The 16,657-nt window shown below is 64.0% G+C and carries 18 protein-coding genes and 1 tRNA gene; 2 read left to right on the forward strand and 17 right to left on the reverse strand.

The window, feature by feature from the left end:
- The 4 genes from PMI02_RS22405 to PMI02_RS22420 all read right to left on the reverse strand — a co-directional run.
- Positions 1–1,728, reverse strand: a 1,728-nt coding sequence (locus tag PMI02_RS22405; RefSeq protein ID WP_036505096.1) for an amidohydrolase, incomplete at its 3' end; no start/stop codon positions are given.
- 92 nt (positions 1,729–1,820) lie between these two features.
- Positions 1,821–2,078: a DUF1427 family protein gene (locus tag PMI02_RS22410; RefSeq protein ID WP_007687286.1), complete on the reverse strand. Its 258-nt coding sequence runs from the start codon at positions 2,076–2,078 to the stop codon at positions 1,821–1,823.
- 31 nt (positions 2,079–2,109) lie between these two features.
- On the reverse strand, positions 2,110–2,946 hold the full coding sequence (locus PMI02_RS22415) for an alpha/beta fold hydrolase (protein WP_007687287.1): 837 nt from the start codon (positions 2,944–2,946) through the stop codon (positions 2,110–2,112).
- 91 nt (positions 2,947–3,037) lie between these two features.
- A complete protein-coding gene (locus PMI02_RS22420) occupies positions 3,038–3,709 on the reverse strand; it encodes a hydrolase (protein WP_007687289.1) in 672 nt (223 codons plus the stop codon).
- A gap of 321 nt (positions 3,710–4,030) precedes the next feature.
- On the opposite strand from PMI02_RS22420, the gene PMI02_RS22425 reads away from it, so the two are divergent.
- The gene (locus tag PMI02_RS22425; protein ID WP_007687297.1) at positions 4,031–6,538 is read left to right on the forward strand and encodes a bifunctional diguanylate cyclase/phosphodiesterase; all 2,508 of its coding nucleotides are present in this window, start codon (positions 4,031–4,033) and stop codon (positions 6,536–6,538) included.
- An 89-nt stretch (positions 6,539–6,627) separates the two neighbouring features.
- Positions 6,628–6,703: transfer RNA gene (locus PMI02_RS22430), tRNA-Thr, on the forward strand.
- 96 nt (positions 6,704–6,799) lie between these two features.
- Here the strand turns inward: PMI02_RS22430 and PMI02_RS22435 are convergent.
- The 13 genes from PMI02_RS22435 to PMI02_RS22495 all read right to left on the reverse strand — a co-directional run bounded on the left by PMI02_RS22435 (position 6,800) and on the right by PMI02_RS22495 (position 16,655).
- Positions 6,800–7,924, reverse strand: coding sequence for a hypothetical protein (locus PMI02_RS22435; RefSeq protein WP_007687299.1), 1,125 nt, complete (start codon positions 7,922–7,924; stop codon positions 6,800–6,802).
- Positions 7,925–8,186: 262 nt separating this feature from the next.
- Positions 8,187–8,381 (reverse strand): hypothetical protein, encoded by a 195-nt coding sequence (locus tag PMI02_RS22440; protein ID WP_007687301.1) that lies wholly within the window; start codon positions 8,379–8,381, stop codon positions 8,187–8,189.
- Between the two features lie 605 nt (positions 8,382–8,986).
- Entirely contained in the window at positions 8,987–9,982 is a 996-nt protein-coding gene (locus PMI02_RS26650) for a DUF4062 domain-containing protein (protein WP_081496762.1), read from the reverse strand.
- 231 nt (positions 9,983–10,213) lie between these two features.
- Positions 10,214–11,053: a DNA adenine methylase gene (locus PMI02_RS22450; protein ID WP_202948646.1), complete on the reverse strand. Its 840-nt coding sequence runs from the start codon at positions 11,051–11,053 to the stop codon at positions 10,214–10,216.
- 306 nt (positions 11,054–11,359) lie between these two features.
- Positions 11,360–11,626, reverse strand: coding sequence for a hypothetical protein (locus PMI02_RS22455; RefSeq protein ID WP_007687307.1), 267 nt, complete (start codon positions 11,624–11,626; stop codon positions 11,360–11,362).
- A complete protein-coding gene (locus PMI02_RS22460; protein WP_007687309.1) occupies positions 11,620–11,961 on the reverse strand; it encodes a DUF6527 family protein in 342 nt (113 codons plus the stop codon). Before PMI02_RS22460 ends, PMI02_RS22455 begins: the two co-directional genes overlap by 7 nt.
- Complete coding sequence (locus PMI02_RS22465) at positions 11,958–12,404, reverse strand: hypothetical protein (RefSeq protein WP_007687310.1); 447 nt, start codon at positions 12,402–12,404, stop codon at positions 11,958–11,960. Before PMI02_RS22465 ends, PMI02_RS22460 begins: the two co-directional genes overlap by 4 nt.
- A complete protein-coding gene (locus PMI02_RS22470) occupies positions 12,401–12,769 on the reverse strand; it encodes a hypothetical protein (protein ID WP_157222655.1) in 369 nt (122 codons plus the stop codon). The genes PMI02_RS22465 and PMI02_RS22470 overlap by 4 nt, the downstream gene beginning before the upstream one ends.
- Entirely contained in the window at positions 12,744–13,208 is a 465-nt protein-coding gene (locus tag PMI02_RS22475; RefSeq protein WP_007687314.1) for a hypothetical protein, read from the reverse strand. The genes PMI02_RS22470 and PMI02_RS22475 overlap by 26 nt, the downstream gene beginning before the upstream one ends.
- A 41-nt stretch (positions 13,209–13,249) precedes the next feature.
- Positions 13,250–13,642 (reverse strand): hypothetical protein, encoded by a 393-nt coding sequence (locus tag PMI02_RS22480; RefSeq protein ID WP_007687316.1) that lies wholly within the window; start codon positions 13,640–13,642, stop codon positions 13,250–13,252.
- Positions 13,633–14,217 carry a hypothetical protein gene (locus tag PMI02_RS22485; protein WP_007687331.1) on the reverse strand — a complete coding sequence of 195 codons (585 nt, stop codon included), beginning with the start codon at positions 14,215–14,217 and terminating at the stop codon, positions 13,633–13,635. The genes PMI02_RS22480 and PMI02_RS22485 overlap by 10 nt, the downstream gene beginning before the upstream one ends.
- Positions 14,218–14,325: 108 nt before the next feature.
- Complete coding sequence (locus tag PMI02_RS22490; RefSeq protein ID WP_007687333.1) at positions 14,326–16,368, reverse strand: hypothetical protein; 2,043 nt, start codon at positions 16,366–16,368, stop codon at positions 14,326–14,328.
- Between the two features lie 14 nt (positions 16,369–16,382).
- Positions 16,383–16,655, reverse strand: coding sequence for a hypothetical protein (locus tag PMI02_RS22495; RefSeq protein ID WP_007685858.1), 273 nt, complete (start codon positions 16,653–16,655; stop codon positions 16,383–16,385).
- Positions 16,656–16,657: the final 2 nt, after the last annotated feature.

Here is a 16,657-nt window from a genome sequence, read left to right on the forward strand (position 1 = left end):
CCAGCCGCAGGCCGAGGCGAGCTTCTGCTTGGCCTCGGGTGTCTGGTAGTAGCCGCCGAAAGTGGCGACCGGCGACCAGTCGGGCATCGGGCGCGGCAGCTCGGCGGCGAGCGGACGGAAGTCGCCGTCACCGTGGACGACCTTGCCGCCCAGCATCGTCAGGATCGAGCGGATGTGGACGATCTCGTTGTCCGGAACCGCGAAGTAATCGTCCGAGAGCAGCGCCAGATCGGCGAGCTGGCCGGCCATGATCTGGCCCCTCTTGCCCACTTCGCTGGAGAACCAGGTGTTCTCGTGCGTCCACATGCGCAGCGCCTTTTCGCGGCTCATGCGGTTGTCGCCGCGGTAGAGCGAGAGGCCGCCCACAGTGCGCCCGGTGACCAGCCACGAGAGCGAGACCCACGGGTTATAGCTGGCGACGCGGGTGGCGTCGGTGCCGCCGCCCACGGGAATCCCGGCAGCCTGCATCCGCGCGATCGGCGGAGTGCGCTCGGCAGCCTTGGCACCGTAGCGCGCCACGAAATCCTCGCCCTGGTAGGCCATGCGGTGCTGGACGGCGATGCCGCCGCCGAGCGCGGCGATGCGGTCGATGTTGCGGTCCGAGATGGTTTCGGCGTGGTCGAAGAACCAGTTGATGCCCTGCAGCGGGATGTCCGCGTTGACCTTCTCGTAGACGTCGAGCGCGCGGCCGATCGTCTCGTCGTAAGTGGCGTGGAGGCGCCAGGGCCAGCGGTTCTCGGCGAGCAGGCGGATGACGGGTTCGAGATCGCCTTCCATGCTGGGCGGCATGTCGGGGCGGGGCTGGCGGAAGTCCTCGAAGTCGGCGGCGGAGTAGACGAGCATCTCGCCAGCGCCGTTGTGGCGATAGGTATCGTCGCCCTGGCCGGGCTTCACCTGCGAGACCCAGCCCTGGAAATCGGCCAGCTCCTCCTTGGGCTTCTGCGTGAACAGGTTGTAGCTGATGCGCACCGTCAGCTGGTCGTCGGCGTGCAGCTTCTCGATGATGTCGTAGTCGTCGGGGTAGTTCTGGAAACCGCCGCCTGCGTCGATCACGCCGGTGACGCCCAGCGCGTTGACTTCGCGCATGAAGTGGCGGGTCGAGTTGATCTGGTACTCGGGCGGCAGCTTGGGGCCCTTGGCGAGCGTGGAATAGAGGATCGTCGCGTTGGGCTGGGCGAGCAGCAGGCCGGTGGGATTGCCTTGTCCGTCGCGCACGATCTCGCCGCCCGGCGGGTTCGGGGTGTCCTTGGTGTAGCCCACCACCCTGAGCGCCGCGGCGTTGAGCAGCGCGCGGTCGTAGAGGTGGAGGATGAACACCGGGGTGTCGGGGGCGACCGCGTTGAGTTCGGCGATCGTCGGCAGGCGCTTTTCGGCGAACTGGTGCTCGGTGAAGCCGCCGACCACGCGCACCCACTGCGGGGCGGGCGTCTTGTCGACCTGGGCCTTCAGCATCGCCATCGCCTCGGACAGGCTGGTCACGCCGTCCCAGCGCAGCTCCATGTTGAAGTTCAGCCCGCCTCGGATGATGTGCATGTGGCTGTCGATGAGGCCGGGGATCAGGCGGTGCCCCCTGGCGTCGATCACGGTGGCCTCGGGAGCCGCCGCGCGCACTTCAGCCTCGCTGCCGACGGCGAGGAACTTGCCGTCCCGGATCGCCACGGCCTCGGCCACCGGGTTCGCGCGGTCGAGGGTGGTGACCTTGGCGTTGATGATGATCGTGTCGGTCATGGGGGCGTCCTTCGGTCGGTTCGTCTGGGCGTGAAGCAGGGTGGGCAGGAGCGAGCTGGCGGCCGCCCCCGCAATGGTCTGGCGGCGGGTTATCATGCGTCGGCCTTGCGCGCGGGCTTGTCGCCGGGCAGGCGGCCGAGCACATGATCGCGGCAGTCCGTCTGGACGAAGTGGGCGACGTCCTCGGACGCCCACGCCTTCTTCGCCAGCGGCACCAGCTGCTCGCCGAGCAGGATGCCCAGCAGGCCGACCAGCGCGATCATCGGCGGTGCGGGCGAACGAACGCCGAGGAAGCTGTAGACGACACCCACCAGCAGCCCGGCGGCAAGCGAGAGAAGATAGGGTTTCATCTTAAGTCTCCTCGGCGTTCGGTCTTTTAGGTCAGGCCTTCACGAAGGCCAGCAGGTCCGGGTTGATGACGTCGGCGTGGACCGTCAGCATGCCGTGCGGATAGCCCTCGTAGATCTTGAGCGTCCCTTGCGGCAGAATCTCGGCCGAGAGCACGCCGGCATGCTTGTAGGGGACGATCTGGTCGTCGTCGCCGTGGAGCACCAGCGTCGGGACGGTGATGGCCTTGAGGTCGTCGGTCTGGTCGGTCTCGGAGAAGGCCTTGATGCCGTCGTAGTGCGCCTTGGCGCTGCCCATCATGCCCTGGCGCCACCAGTTGTCGACCACGGCGGTCGAGACTTCGGCGCCCTCGCGGTTGAAGCCGTAGAACGGACCGGCGGCGAGGTCGCGGAAGAACTGCGCGCGGTTGGCGGCGAGCGCACTGCGCAGACCGTCGAACACGGCGATCGGCAGGCCGCCGGGGTAGCGCTCGGTCTCCAGCATGATCGGCGGCACCGCGCTCACCAGCACGGCCTTGGCGACGCGGCCCTGCGGGATGCCGTGGCGTGCGACGTAGGCAGCAACCTCGCCGCCGCCGGTCGAGTGGCCGATGTGGACGGCATTCCTGAGGTCGAGATGTTCCATGACGGCGGCGGCATCGGCGGCGTAGTGCGCCATGTCGTGACCCTCACTCACCTGCGCGGAGCGGCCGTGGCCGCGGCGGTCATGGGCTACGACGCGGTAGCCCTCGGCCAGGAAGAACAGCATCTGCGCGTCCCAGTCGTCCGACGAGAGCGGCCAGCCGTGATGGAAGACGATCGGCTGGGCGTCCTTCGGTCCCCAGTCCTTGTAGAAGATCTCGACGCCGTCCTTAGTGGTTACGTAAGCCATGATGCTGTTCCTTGCTGGTGTGGAGGTGGGGAAAGAAAAGGGGGTGGGACCGGCGGACGCGGGGGGTGAGGCCCGCCGGCCCCGTGAGAGATCAGTGACCGCCTTCGGAGGCGCCGAACATGGTCTTGGCGTAAGTAACACCCAGGCCGTAGGCGCCGCCCCACTTGCGGGCGATGCCGGTGGTGCTGTCGTAAGTCTCGGTGCGGGCCCAGTCGCGCTGCAGTTCGAGCAGGTACTGGAGCGAGGTCATCGGCACGGCGCCGAGCTGGATCATGCGCTCCACCGCGCGCTCGTGCGCCTCAGTCGAGATGTCGCCGCTGGCATCGGTGATGACGTAGGCCTCGAAACCCTGGTCGATGGCGGAGGCGACCGGGCCGACGATGCAGACCGAGGTCCACAGCCCCGCGAAGACGATGCGGGGCTTGCCGATGCGGTTGATCTCTTCGATCACCGCGGCGTCTTCCCAGGTGTTCATGCTGGTGCGGTCGAGCATCGGCTGGCCGTCGAAGGCCTCGACGATCTCGTCGAACATCGGGCCCGAGAAGCTCTTTTCAGCGACGGTGGTGAGGATCGTCGGCACGTTGAACGACTTGGCGGCACGCGAGACCAGCGCGGCGTTGTTGCGCAGCAGTTCGGCCGAGATCGACTTGGTGGCAAACGCCATCTGCGATTGGAAGTCGATCAGGACCAGTGCATGATTATCGGGCGAGATCAGCGACTTGCCGGGGGTTGCGGTGGCAGTGGGGGCAGCGGTGATGGTCATCTCGAAAACTCCTCCTGAGTGGGCGTTGCTGCCCGGTGAGAACCTTTTTGCTCACATCCCGCCTTCGAGAAAGCCGGATAAAATGATGCGTTACATTCGAATAATTGGAACATTGCGAAACGGAGCCCGTCCCTGCTCCGGCGCCGTCCATCTGGGCCCAAAGGTGGGATCAGGGATATCACCCGTAGGTATGACCCGACCTTCGCATTAGAGTCCGGACAGGCGGGGCGGCGAGGGGCACGGGGGCAAAATCCTCCACGGGCGTTAACCATTTATTCCGGTGGGGGGCCTAAGCATCCTCCCGGTGTGTAGGGGCTTGGGATGCCGATACGTTCGATTCTGATCTTGCTGTCGGCGATAGTCGCGGCGCTGGCGTGGCCAGCAGCGGCACAGGCGGAGATCGTCCGCCTGCGCTCCGACGCCTGCGTCGCAGTCGCCCCGGCGAGCCTTCCGGCCGACGCCGCTGTGGTCGGCGCGCTCCCCTTCGACTGCGCAAAAACGCCCGCCTACGCGACCTACCGCGACGGCTGGGTGTGGCTGAAGGTCCGCGACCCGCGCGTGCTTTCGCAGATGCCCGCCCGCTGGCGCCTGCTCATCGACCAGTCCCGGTTCGAGCGCATGACCGCGCTGGTGGTGGCCACCGACGGGAGCGTCCAGCGCATGGGCCTGACGCGCGCGATCGTCGGCGACCACGCAGCCCCCGGCGGCATGCTGCGCTTCACGATCGACAGGCCCGGCGCCGATGTTCGCGCCGTCTACGTGGGCTACCACCGCCTCGACGACCTCTCGCTGATGCGCAAGCTCTCCGCCGCGACGCCCGAGGACGCCGCGACGCTCGACGGCCGGTGGCTGGCGCTGATGGGCATATTCGCCGGCGCCATCCTTTCGGCCTTCGCCTACAACCTGCTGATCTACACCGGGCAGCGGCTGGTCTTCCAGCGGTGGTATCTCGTCTGGTCGACGCTGGCGCTGGGCTACGGTTTCAGCTGGACCAACATGGCCGCCTTCGCGATCCCGGGCTTTGCCGGCCCGATCGCGGTGGATGCCAACTACCTGCTCGTCTCCGGCCTGATCGCGGCGGGCAACATGTTCTTCGTCTCGGTGATCGAGGAAGGCGTGCTGCCGCGCTGGCTGGCCCGCGCCGGCTGGGCCTTCGCCGTGTCGAACGTACTGGTCGGGATCGCCGCATGGAGCGGCTGGTTCGCCAGCCCCGTCATCGTCGACCGCGTGCTCAACGTCGTCTTCGTCATGAGCGCTCTGTGCGTGGGCACCGGCGTCGTCATCGCGCTGCGCGCCCGCAGCCGGGTCGTGTGGTTCTACCTTGCGGGCTGGACCCCGGTGCTCGCCGTGTTCGCCCTGCGCGTCGGCCGCAATTTCGGCCTGCTGGTGCAGGACGACACCATCGACATGGGCACTTTCGCCGCCCTCGCCTTCGAATCGGTGGCCCTCTCGCTCGCCATCGCCGACCGCTTCCGCCTGCTGCGCAACGAGCGCGATGCCGCCGAGCAGGCGCGCAAGGTCATCCAGGTGGAAAGCGAGACTTTCCGCCGCGCCGCCCAGACCGACTTCCTCACCGGCCTCGGCAACCGCGCTGCCTTCCAGACCGGCCTGCGCGCCCTGTGCGAGGCACCCGGCCGCGCGCCGTTCATGCTGCTGCTGATCGACGTCGATCATCTCAAGGACATCAACGACCGCCTCGGCCACGACGGCGGCGACATGTTGCTCGAAAGCGTCGGCCAGGGCCTCGTCGAGGCGAGCAGCGGACGCGCGCAGGTCTCGCGCATCGGCGGCGACGAATTCGCCATCCTCCTCCCCGGCGGCGCGGGTGAGCAGCAGTGCATCCAGAACGCGCTCGAGGCGCTGCAGGGCACCACCCTCACCCACGCCGGCCGGTCGTGGGCGCTCTCGCTCAGCATCGGCTCGGCGCGCTTCCCCGAGGATGCCGTCACGCCCGAGGTGCTGGTCAAGAATGCCGATCTCGCGCTCTACCAGGCCAAGCAGACGGGCCGCCGCCGCCTGCAGAAGTACGATCCGCCGCTACGCGCCCGGCTCGACCGGCGCCGGGTCTTCAGCGAGGAGGCGGGCCTTGGCATCGAACGCGGCGAGTTCTCGCTGCACTACCAGCCGATCGTCGATCTCCAGACCGGCGCGGCGAATTCCTACGAGGCGCTGCTGCGCTGGCAGCACCCGGTCCACGGCACGATGACGCCCGTGACCTTCGGCGACATGCTGAACGAGGGGAAGACCGGCTTCGCGGTGCAGCAGCACGTGCTGGGTCAGGCGCTCGCCGCCTTGCGCGACCATCCCGACCTGCTCCCGCGCCTCTCGGTCAATCTCACCGCCGCGCAGCTCGACAGCCCGCACGCCGCCGCGCGCCTGCTCGCCCGCATCCGCGACAACGGCATCGCGCCCGAGCGGCTGTGCATCGAGGTGACCGAGGACTTCGTGCTCGACCGCGCGATCGACGACACCGCCAGGGCGCTCGGCCTGCTGCACGACGCAGGCGTTTCCGTGGCGCTGGACGACTTCGGCACCGGCTACGCCTCGCTGATCCACCTCAAGCACCTGCCCTTCGACATCCTCAAGATCGACCGCTCGTTCACGCTCAGCCTGTTCGAGGACGACGGCCAGAGCGAGGAGATCATCCGCGCCATCATCGGCCTGGGCCATGGCCTGCGCAAGCAGGTGGTCGCCGAGGGCGTCGAGACCCCCCAGCAGCGGCGCCGCCTCGCCGAAATGGGTTGCGAGTTGGGCCAGGGCTACCTCTTCGCCCGCCCCGCCCCGATCGAGGCCATGACCCGCACGATGACCCGAACCTTCGCCGCATGAGGACACTTCGAGCGCTCACAAAAAACCCGCGAAAGGCGATTGCGTCCGACCCCTCTGCCATGTAAATGGCCCGCCTGCCCGCAAGGCACGCCGCTTTAGCTCAGTCGGTAGAGCACATCATTCGTAATGATGGGGTCACAGGTTCGAATCCTGTAAGCGGCACCACCTTCCTAAAGGCACTTCCACCCAGACATCGGCGGTTTTCGGCGCGCTGGGCGTGTTCCCGCGCCTGAAACGCTGTTCCGGCTCTCCCGTGGTCGGTCAGAAGCTCAGCATCACGTCCGTGCTGAAGACCCAGCCGTCGCCGCCGACGATGTAGGGCACGGCCGCGAAGCCGACCGGGGACTTGTCGAGATACTGGGCCTGGCCGTTGATGCGCAGTTCGCGACGGCCCATCGGATACCAGTTCACGCCGAGGCTGAGGTCGCTCGGGTCTCCGTAGTCGCCGTAGATCTTCGAGCCCGCCGCGTAGAACTGCAACTTGTCGGGGATGGCCATCATCGACGCCTGGATCTGGAAACCATAGTCGTCGACGCTGTCGATCGGAATGTTGCCCACGACCTTGAAGTCGTCGAGCCAGCGGCGGTAGAACTCGCCTTCCAGAGACCAGCCTTTGTACTTGAAACCGGCGCTGGCGGCGAGGAGCTTGTAGGTCGCCTTGGTGATCTGCCCCCCGGTGAGGAACGCGTCCGGCTGGAACAGGCGGGTGCCGTCCGAGAGGCGAAGCTGGCTGTTCTCGAAGTCGTTCACGCCGGGCTGGCTTTCGGCATCCTCGCGGCTGCGGGAGACATTGACGCTGAAGAGCGTGGCTATCTCCCTGTGGTATTCATAGTCGCCGAAGCCCTGCGCCGGGCCGTACTCGCCCGTGGTGGGCATCCAGGTCAGCGCGCCGGAGACGGTGTTGAAGCCGGCGTCGAGCTGCCCCGAATCGACCCCGAGCTGGCTGAGGTTGTTGCCGAGCATCACGCGGTACTGCAACCCCTTGGCGATCGTCCCGGAAGCCCAGATGCCCGAGGTGTAGGAACCGCGGAAGTAGTCGTCGGCGATGGTGCGGTTGTCCACCTTGAGCCAGTTGGGGAAGGTGTAGTTGGTCGAACGCGTGGTCCGCAGCGAGCCGATGCCCGCATAGAGGCTGAACGCGTCGCTGAACCGGTAGCCGACATTGCCGCCGAGCACGAGCTGGGCGCCCTGTCCCTGGCTGGTGTTGCTCGTCCAGACGTAGAGCAGGTAGCGGAAGTTCGGATCGAACATCCAGCCCTTGAAATAGAGCAGCGCCTTCTGCAGCTGCAGGTCCTGGCGCCGGTGGAGATCGGACGTGCGTCCGAAGCTGTCGGTGTAGGTGGAGTCGAGGCCGAGCTGGTTGAGATAGCGCGTATAGGCGAGCACGCGGCGATGTAGAGCCGCAGCTGCGGGCTGCGCCGGAACACCATGCCGGTCGGGCCCCTGTAGTCGATGACATGGGGAAAAGGTCGCCGTCCATGAACAGGCTGTTGGTCTGGCCTCCCAGCACCGGGCCCCAGCGGCCATAGGCGTGCCGCAGGCGGAAGGTCGTCTGCCCGGCATCGCCGCCGACGCCGAACAGGTCGAATTCGAACTTGGTCTCGAAGTCCTGGCCGCCCGCCTCGCCGCTCGCCTTGAAGCCCAGCCGCTACTGCTTCACCGAAACCGAGGTCTGCCCGTCGGACCCGTAGAGGCCGGGGTCGGTCGGAATCTTGGAGGGACGGAAGGCGTCTTCCAACGCGGGATCGACCTGGTCGGTGTCGTGGATGACGTCCACCTGACCGAAGCCGTAGATTTCCCGGTCGTCGACCGCTTGGCCATAGGCGGGGCTGGCGAGAACCATTCCGGCAGTCGCTCCTAACAGCGCAGGGCGCATATCCGATCCCGTTCGGTCTTGTCCCTGGGTGTCTTGAGGACACCAGCGAGGATATGGATCGGGGCATGGTTCTAGGAGGGATTGCCCGGATAAAACCGCAAGGGAATCCCCGCCACCTAACTGCGCGTTTCCCCCCGTTTTTCCCCCCTGCGACACCGGGAAATTGGCAGGCCGAATCTGGGGAGTGGTTTGTAGGCGATGCCGCCGGGCACGCCGGTTGCCAGCGCCATGCAAGCGGCCCGCCCATCGATGAACCTCACCGCCCCGCGCCCCGCGAAGGCTGCCTCAGCGCGGTTACGCCGTATAATACTGGAGGCAGGAAGGGCTGGAGCGGGTAGAGGGAACACGCCATAACCGTACATGGCAGCGAGCCTCAGTCTAGCGCGGGTTCGATTCCCTGAAGCGCTCTTTCCTAGAGAGTTCGTTCACCATCTTAACCGCGTTGACGATCGCTTTCGCCGCCAAAACACGGATCCCATCGTCCAATAGTTATCGCCACCCTTGCAAGAATCGCAAATTATCCTCGTCGGGAGCAAGTACTATACGCTCGAAATATATGAACCGTTCTGTGTTCAGACTTCCGATTTTACATAGGAGTTTTCCTGCCAATACTTAATACCCAGCGGAGTAAGTTGGTATCCCGTCACACTCCTCTTTCTGTCGGTGCTTTTGGCAGACTCCATTCTAACAAGTCCTGAAGCAACAAGATGCAACAACACATCATGTATTTGCGTCCGTTGTGATGACACCCCGTATCCACTAGTTACGCGACCATGACGCTCTGTTATGGCACGATCAAATGACACCTTCACGCCTTCCAAAGTCACAGGGTTGAATAGTGTAGCCGCTACATCCATAAAAAATTTATAAGCCGGCAACGTGATGCTACTCTTTTGCCCCGCATTCCGCTCACGATAGGTAAAGGGAAACTTAAACTCTGTATCTAAGCTAGCAACATCATCGAATTTTGGAGCTATGCTGGTCCGCAAATTATTTAGTTCGCTTCGGAGTTTGTCGTTTTCCTCACGGTACTTGACCACATCAGAAAGGGCACTTTCGGATGCAACTAAGTTTGCCCGCACCCAACCGGTCTGTGGGCTTTCAGAGAATGCTTTTGTCAAAGAGACAATAGCATTCGCGCGCAGTTCCATTGCGCTTTCCCAATATTGAACCAACCGGCCAGTTGTTACGATTGCAAGGAATGCCTCTAGCTTATGTCGCTTAGAGTCGTCTTTGTCTGTTTTGCCCTGTGGGATCGCGTCCGGTTGCCTGTGCGGAAAGGCGATAACAGTTTTACCATTTTTAACGGCGTATTCGTACTCTCGTTGAGTGTAACTCACTCCCTCTTCATCGAGGGATCCATACCGTGCACCAATCACGAGGACATAGTAGTCGCACTCGTCTATAACCTTTTCGATGTAAGTCAGCTGTTCTACGTCTGCTGCCGGAAACATCTCCATGCCTGCGGGGATGTGACCCATGTCTAAGATGGCGCGGGATATCGCTTGCCGCTCTTCAACCAGATCAGCGAATGTAGAGGAGATAAAAATCTGATACTTCTTGTTCATGCCAGAATGTTGGCATGGCGGAGTGGGTACATCTAGAGGCCCTCACCCCCTTCCCGACTAGATATCCACGGAAGTAACTACCGCCAAATGCATGGGGTAGCCGTAACGCCGGCCAGTTTGGGCACCGTGCGGGACAGTCAGGTCACATAGATGAGCTCAGTCGTTTCGCTGAACGTGTTTTCGACTATGCAGGGCGATCAACATCAGGTGCGCGTCGATCGCCCACGCATGTCAGGCCATTACCCTTTGGAGCTCAGCTTGCGAGACGTTGCTGATCACCAACTCAGTCACCGGCTTGATGCTGTTCCCCCCGCCCACTGAATATGTGAGTTCTACTTCCACCATCGAGAAGGCAGCAAAGGTCTCTCGAACCGCCGCGTGATCATTAAGGCTCAGCAGGAACCGGCCTTGGGCGGCCTCAAGCTTTTCGGCCATGGCGGCAAACTGAGACCTATCGAACAGCTCTTTGCCGTAGTCGGCTTCTGATCCGTAGTAGGGCGGATCAAGATAGAATAGCGTTTCAGGCGTGTCGTACCGAGTGATGAAGTCGAACCATGGCAAACGCTCGATCGTGACGCCGGCCAAGCGTTCGTGGATCGTCTCCAGGAGCGGTCCCACCTTCGACACATCAAACCCGCTTGAACCGCAGGGGTCCACGCCAAATGACCGTGAGGTTACTTTGCCGCCATAAGCGAGGCGCTGGAGATAGAGGAAGCGCGCTGCCCGCTCGAGGTCGGTCTGCGTCGATGGATCGACACGGATCAATCGCTCGAACCCAGAGCGAGTCGCGAGCTGGTAACGAAGCATGTCCAAAAACGCCACGTAATGCCGCTGCAAGATGCGGAAGAAGGTGGAAACGTCTTCGGACCAGTCGTTGATAAACTCGGCTGACGGCACGCGGGTACGACGCAGGAAAACTCCGCCCATACCTACGAAAACCTCAGCGTAGCGGCGGTGCGGGATGCGATCGACGGCACGGCATATCACCCGGGAGAGCTTACGCTTACCTCCGATGTAGGCGGCCGCTGGATGTACTTGGTCAACGATCTCCGGAAAAAGATTCGACAGCACAGATGTGCCCTTCCATATGGCCCCCGCCCTCTCGAGGGGTGCGGGGATGGCCTGTCGCAGGCCGGGTAGGTCATGACGGTGTCAGCCGTCGGCGAGGGCGTTACCGCGCCCTTTCCCCCCGCTTCATTCCGCGGGAAACCTGGTAAGCTTGATTATGTCAGGGGATCCGCACCCGACTTGAGTGCCAGTGGAAGTCCGAGCCGGGCTTCGCGATCTGCGGAAATCTGCGCCTTGCGAATGTCTAACCTACCTCCGCCGACCCACGCTTTCCCGCGGCGTCCGGTGGGCAGTGTCTAACCGTTTCACCTATTGTTTCGGGCAGACCACGTCGGGCATCCCCGTGCGCTCGTAGAACCGGCACAACCGCATGCCGGCAGCGCGGACGCGATCGCCCCACCCCTCAATAGCGCTGTCGTAGCGATCGCCGGCGGCCGGGTCGGTGAGGATGTCGGCGCCTGGCGTGGGCTTCGCTTCCGTGACTTCGACCATGTCCTGGCGTGGCGGGAAAGCACTGGTGGTCTTGCATGCAGAAAGCAGCAGAAGGGCGGCGAGGACGGTGGTGCGCCTCAGCATGAGCGAAACTCCCCATCGGTGAGGTAGCCGTGCCAATGCTCGCCCACGCGCGCGCCCGTGCCTTCCTCAAGCTGATAGATAAGGATCGAGGGCGTCGTGGTCGGCGCTCCCTCATTCCCATTCCACGACCAAGTCTGTCCGCTGCCGCCTTCGGCGATCGAGATCGACATCATCTGGCCGCAGCCGCATGGGCAACCGAACAGAATGCCGGCACGCGGATTGTCTCCCCAGGCGTAGAAGCTGAACAGCCCGGCAGGCACATGATCCGGCCATTCCCCGTCTTTACGGACGGCAGGCGCGCTACCGCGTTGGTTGACGGGCGCAATACTGGTCATCGGCACTTCTCCTGGTAGGCGGGCATCTTCGCCAGTTGCTCCGACGAGTAGGTCCTGAGCAGCTGGGCGCAGCGCCGGGCGATGGTGGTGGGAGGAACGACGGCGCGCAGCTCGGGCGGCTTGGCGACCTCGGTTGCCTCGGCCTTGGCAATCGCTTCCTCGCGCTCTCGTTCGGCTTGGAGGTTGGTCACCGCATCGATGGCGCGTTCCTCGGCGGAGATCTCGCGCGCATCTGATGCAGCGGCTTCCCGCCTCTCCTCGTGGAGCTCGACCACCTCGGCGTCGTGGAAGTGCATCCAGAGGCGGACACCGCCCCAGACGGTCGCGACGAGAGCCGCGACGATAGCCAGGAGGGCGAACCCGGCGAGTATCCATGCTACGGCGCGCTGGAATCGCTCGGCCACCAGGCGCCCAGCGACGCGGATGAAGAATGCTTCGATCACGGTTTCAAATCCTCTGCGACTTTTTGAGTGGCCTCGGCCGCAAGCTGGGCGCCCGCCGCAGCCGCCGCGATTTCGCGGTCATCGACCTCGAAGCCGGATCGCGAGCCTCGGATCGCCATGCGCCGACCGAGCACGAATCCCAGCGCGCCCATCCCCACGAGCAGCTGCAAGTGGGCGGCAAGGCCAAGGAACAAGACATACCGGAGGTTGGCGCGCACCAGGTGCATCGCCCACGCCGCCATGAGCGTGAAGACGATGCAGCCGAGCCAGATCGCGACGAAGGCCCATGCTCGCCGGCCGTCGGCGGTCGAGATGGATGGGATGGGGGCCATGACGATCTCAGGCCAACTGGTAGTGCGGGCCATCAAGGAAGTCCGGCCCGGGGTGGCGTAGCTTGTACGCCTCGACCTCGGCCTTCAGCGCCGCGGCCCCACCGCCGTATTGATCCATTCGACGATCCCAGACGGCGCCCCAGATGAGCTTCACGCCCAACTCGGTAGCGGCGACGTCGACCGCCTGGGCAATCTCCCAGATCAGCGGCCATTCCCAGCGCGGCTGACCGTTCAGCCAAGGTACGAGATCCATGGCATGTCCGTAGCCGTCGGCCTGCTTCAAGTGCTTCGAGGCCAGCGTCTTCGATGCACCGCGCTTCACGTAGAGGCGTTGCGTCTCGATCGAGCGCAGGCCCTCCTGCACCGTGAAGTCCTGCTTCGAGATCGCGATCGCGCGGTGTGCGACACTCACGAGGAGCGGGTGCACGCCGACAAGCTGCGCCAGCGAACGCTGGCCCAGTGAATAGGGCATCGGATTTTCCTTTCAGAAGTCGCGGCCGGGCCGCGTGGGGATTAGTCTTGCTCGGTCGTCCCGAGCATCGCCTTCATCATCGCGATCACGCGCTCGCGCATCAGCCGCACGACGAGCAGGCCGGAGAAGCCGAGCCCGATGCCGGTAACGACAGCCATGCCCGTCTCCATGGGCTTCCCGCTGCCAACGAGCGGCATCTGGCCCGTCACCGCCAGAAGCAGGATAATGATCAGCAGCGCGGTCAGCGCCCATTCCTGCTCTCGGGTCATCTTCTCGAGGCTGGGCGGGGCCACGAACCGGGCGAGAAGTAGCGATGCGGTAGAGAGGCCGAGGGCCAAGATAGGGATGTCGAGCCCCGCCAGCGTGACGACGGCCGGGCCGATGGATGGTGCGATGGGTACTGCCGCTGCCGCGAGGATCGGTTTCACTTCCATGCCTTGCCTATCGTGACACCCAAGGCGATGAAGCCGATCAAACCGGTCATGCCAACGGAACCCTTCACGCGATCCCACTTCGGCGGACGTACCGCCTCATTGACGCGTATCAGGGCGTGAGGAATTGCCTGATCGGACCACTCACCGATCATGAAAGCCAGCATGAACGGGACGATGGTGGCCCCGTCGAGCGCCCGGTCGAACGCCAGCAGGAACTCCATGGTCCGTGCCGAGACCTCCCGCCAAAGCAGCATGACCAAGACGTCTCCGGATGCGCCCATGAGGATGCAGACGTAGAGGCAGGAGATCTTCCACCGGAAGAGCCCGAGCGGCGTCCAGAAGAGAATGGCAGGCCGCCTAGTGAACCCCACGCCTACCTTGCGTTCGATCGCGCGCTCGCGTCGCGCTTCGGTAAGGACGCTGAGCAGCTTCTTGAGCGACAGAAAGGACACCAGCGTAAGGCCGAACAGCGCGAAGGCATAAGCCCATGCGTTGCCCTCGAACGAGGGCGGCAGAGCCGAGAGAGGCACGTGGTGCGGCATCAAGTCGGCGGCGGCGATGCTAGGCGGCGCCATAGTCAGACTTTCCGTTCCGTAGAGCGGACAGGGAAGTGCGAGGGGAAGCGGAGAAATATCATTGCGCCGCCTCCCGAATGTCGCCCACACAGGCGTCAGGAGTGGCCATCATGTAGTGAACCTCATCACCATTACGCGCATGGCGAAAGTCCCGCTGGCCACGCTGGCGGCACTGTGATTGGTCCTGGTGATCGTCAGCGTGTTTGCTGCGGTCAGGGAAACGGTAATTTGCACCCCGCCTGGCATGCCGGCGACATGCACGGACGGTACGAAATCGGTGTCGGTGGCCGCGATGCCCAAAGCTGAGCTGGCATAGTTCCAGCTATCCGTCGCGCCTGCGGCCAAATTCGGCAGCGCTTGGTTGACTGTGATGCTATAGATTTTCTTGACCGGCGTTCCGTCCCCGATCAGCAGCTTGCTTACCCGCTCGCCGCTGCGGACCGAGTAGTCTTTCACGGGGCCGAAGACGTTGCCGCCGTGGCTGGCCACCGCTGCCGCTCCGGTGCCATCGCCGGTGATAGTGACGACGATCGGAGCGCCCGGCAGTTCCGGGAAGCCTGGCGAGGCGGGGCGACCAGCGTAACCCGCACCGCCATTCGTGATCGTGATTCCGACTACCTTGCCGTCGACCACGGTTGCCGTTGCGGTCGCACCAGATCCCGAAGCGGCGCCGGTAATTGCGACATTGGCAAAGGTGTAGCCGGACCCTTCGCTCGTCACTCGGATGTAACGGATGACACCGTCGCGCGGCGATGTCGGCATATCATAATCGACTTGCGCTTCGACCTGATCGGTGCCGACGATGAGGCCGTAGGTTTGAGGTGAACGGCCAGCGTCCGCACCGTCTGTATTGTTCCCTGTGGCCAGACCTCTGGCTGAGCAGCCCTGTGCCGCCCCCGCAAAGAAGACGCCGGAGCGAAGGTCCGTGGCGTAGCCGACGCCGAGCAGATCGAGGCCATTGCGAACCGCCGTCGAGCCGTCGAGGTTGACGCCGATGCGTGCGCCATTCACGTAGATGCCGCAACGATTGTTATCGTAGGCGGAACCCTGCACGCGCATCCAATCACCCTCGATGTAGATGCCATCGACGCCGTTGTTCCAGGCCAGCGCTCCCAGCAATTCGGTAACCTTGCTGATGTTAAAGCCCGACCCGCCGTTCGCGCCTGCAATCAATCCGAAAGCTGCGGTGTCCGGGCAAGCCAGGAAGAAGCCATTCCCGCGATTATACAGCGAGACAAGTTGCCGAAGGCGCGTGTTTGACTGCGTCGCGGCCTGCGGACCGCCGGTCTCTGCCCTAAACCCGGCTCTCGCGTGTTGCAGGAAAATGCAGTCGTCGGCCTGCGCGTACCGCGCTCCAGTGAACACCAAACCGTCCGCGTTGCTGTTGAGATTACCCTTGTTGCCGAAGAAGGCGAAGCCTGAGACCCGCGCGGCAAGGCGGCTATCTCGCTGCGCTCCGTGATACAGAATGCGCATGAGGGCCTTGCCGACCGGCAGAGCCGCATCATCTTTAAGCTTCCAGTAAGCGCCTCGAGGGATCGCGCCATAGTTCTCGAAATAGCCACCCGGGCCGATCAGGTGCAGCGGTGTCGTGATCCGGATTTCATCAGAGACGACAATCGGTCCGGCATCCCGGAAGTCGATGACGCCCATGCCCACCGAAGCAAAGCGCGCGCGGACCTTGTCCGTCTGATCGACCTCGCTGGGAACGATACCGAGCTTCCGCGCGGTCACCTTTTCCTTGAGGAGGTTTTCAAGGTCAGTGGCCACAGGAACGCCAGCGAGCAGGCTGAAGCCGACTTTTTGCGATCCCGACGGATCAGCCAGCTCTTGCCTGCCAACCAGCGCCTCGGCTTGTGGGTCGCTGACAGGAAGCTGACTAGAGTCGGCAGGATAGCCGATCAGCCCCACATCGCCCGGCTCTACGAACGGCCCTTCATCGACGAAGCCTGGCGCGGCGTCGATCCGCCGATACCGACGCCGCAGGCCGGTCTGCGGATCAATGCTGTTGAAACGTGCATCTATGGGCAGGTCGGCTCCCGCTTCAGGCGTGTCCCGCCGATACTCGACGCCGTTCTGGATCGGCTCCATGCCGGCGAATAGCGCGGCATTGCGCTCTAGAAGTGTCGCCAGCTGATCTTCGTATGCCACGGCAAGCCCTCCTATCAGTCGACCAGCTTGCGCAGGCGGGCCAGTTCGATGTCGCCAATCTTGACCATGGCCGTGCGGGCGCTAGCCCACTGTGTGACCTGGCGCCGCGTGCGTTCCTCGAGGGGGCTGGCAGCCGAAGCAAGGCGATCAAGGAACTCCGTGATCTCGTCGCTGCCCAGCAGCGCGAGGAATTCCTGCATCGGCGCGATCGTGGCTTGAGCCAGTTGGCGTTCAATCTCGTCGCGCTGGGTGCGCATGGTCTCGATCGACGGGTTGTCGTCCTTCATGG

The sequence above is a fragment of the Novosphingobium sp. AP12 genome (assembly GCF_000281975.1).
Classification (GTDB): Bacteria; Pseudomonadota; Alphaproteobacteria; order Sphingomonadales; family Sphingomonadaceae; genus Novosphingobium.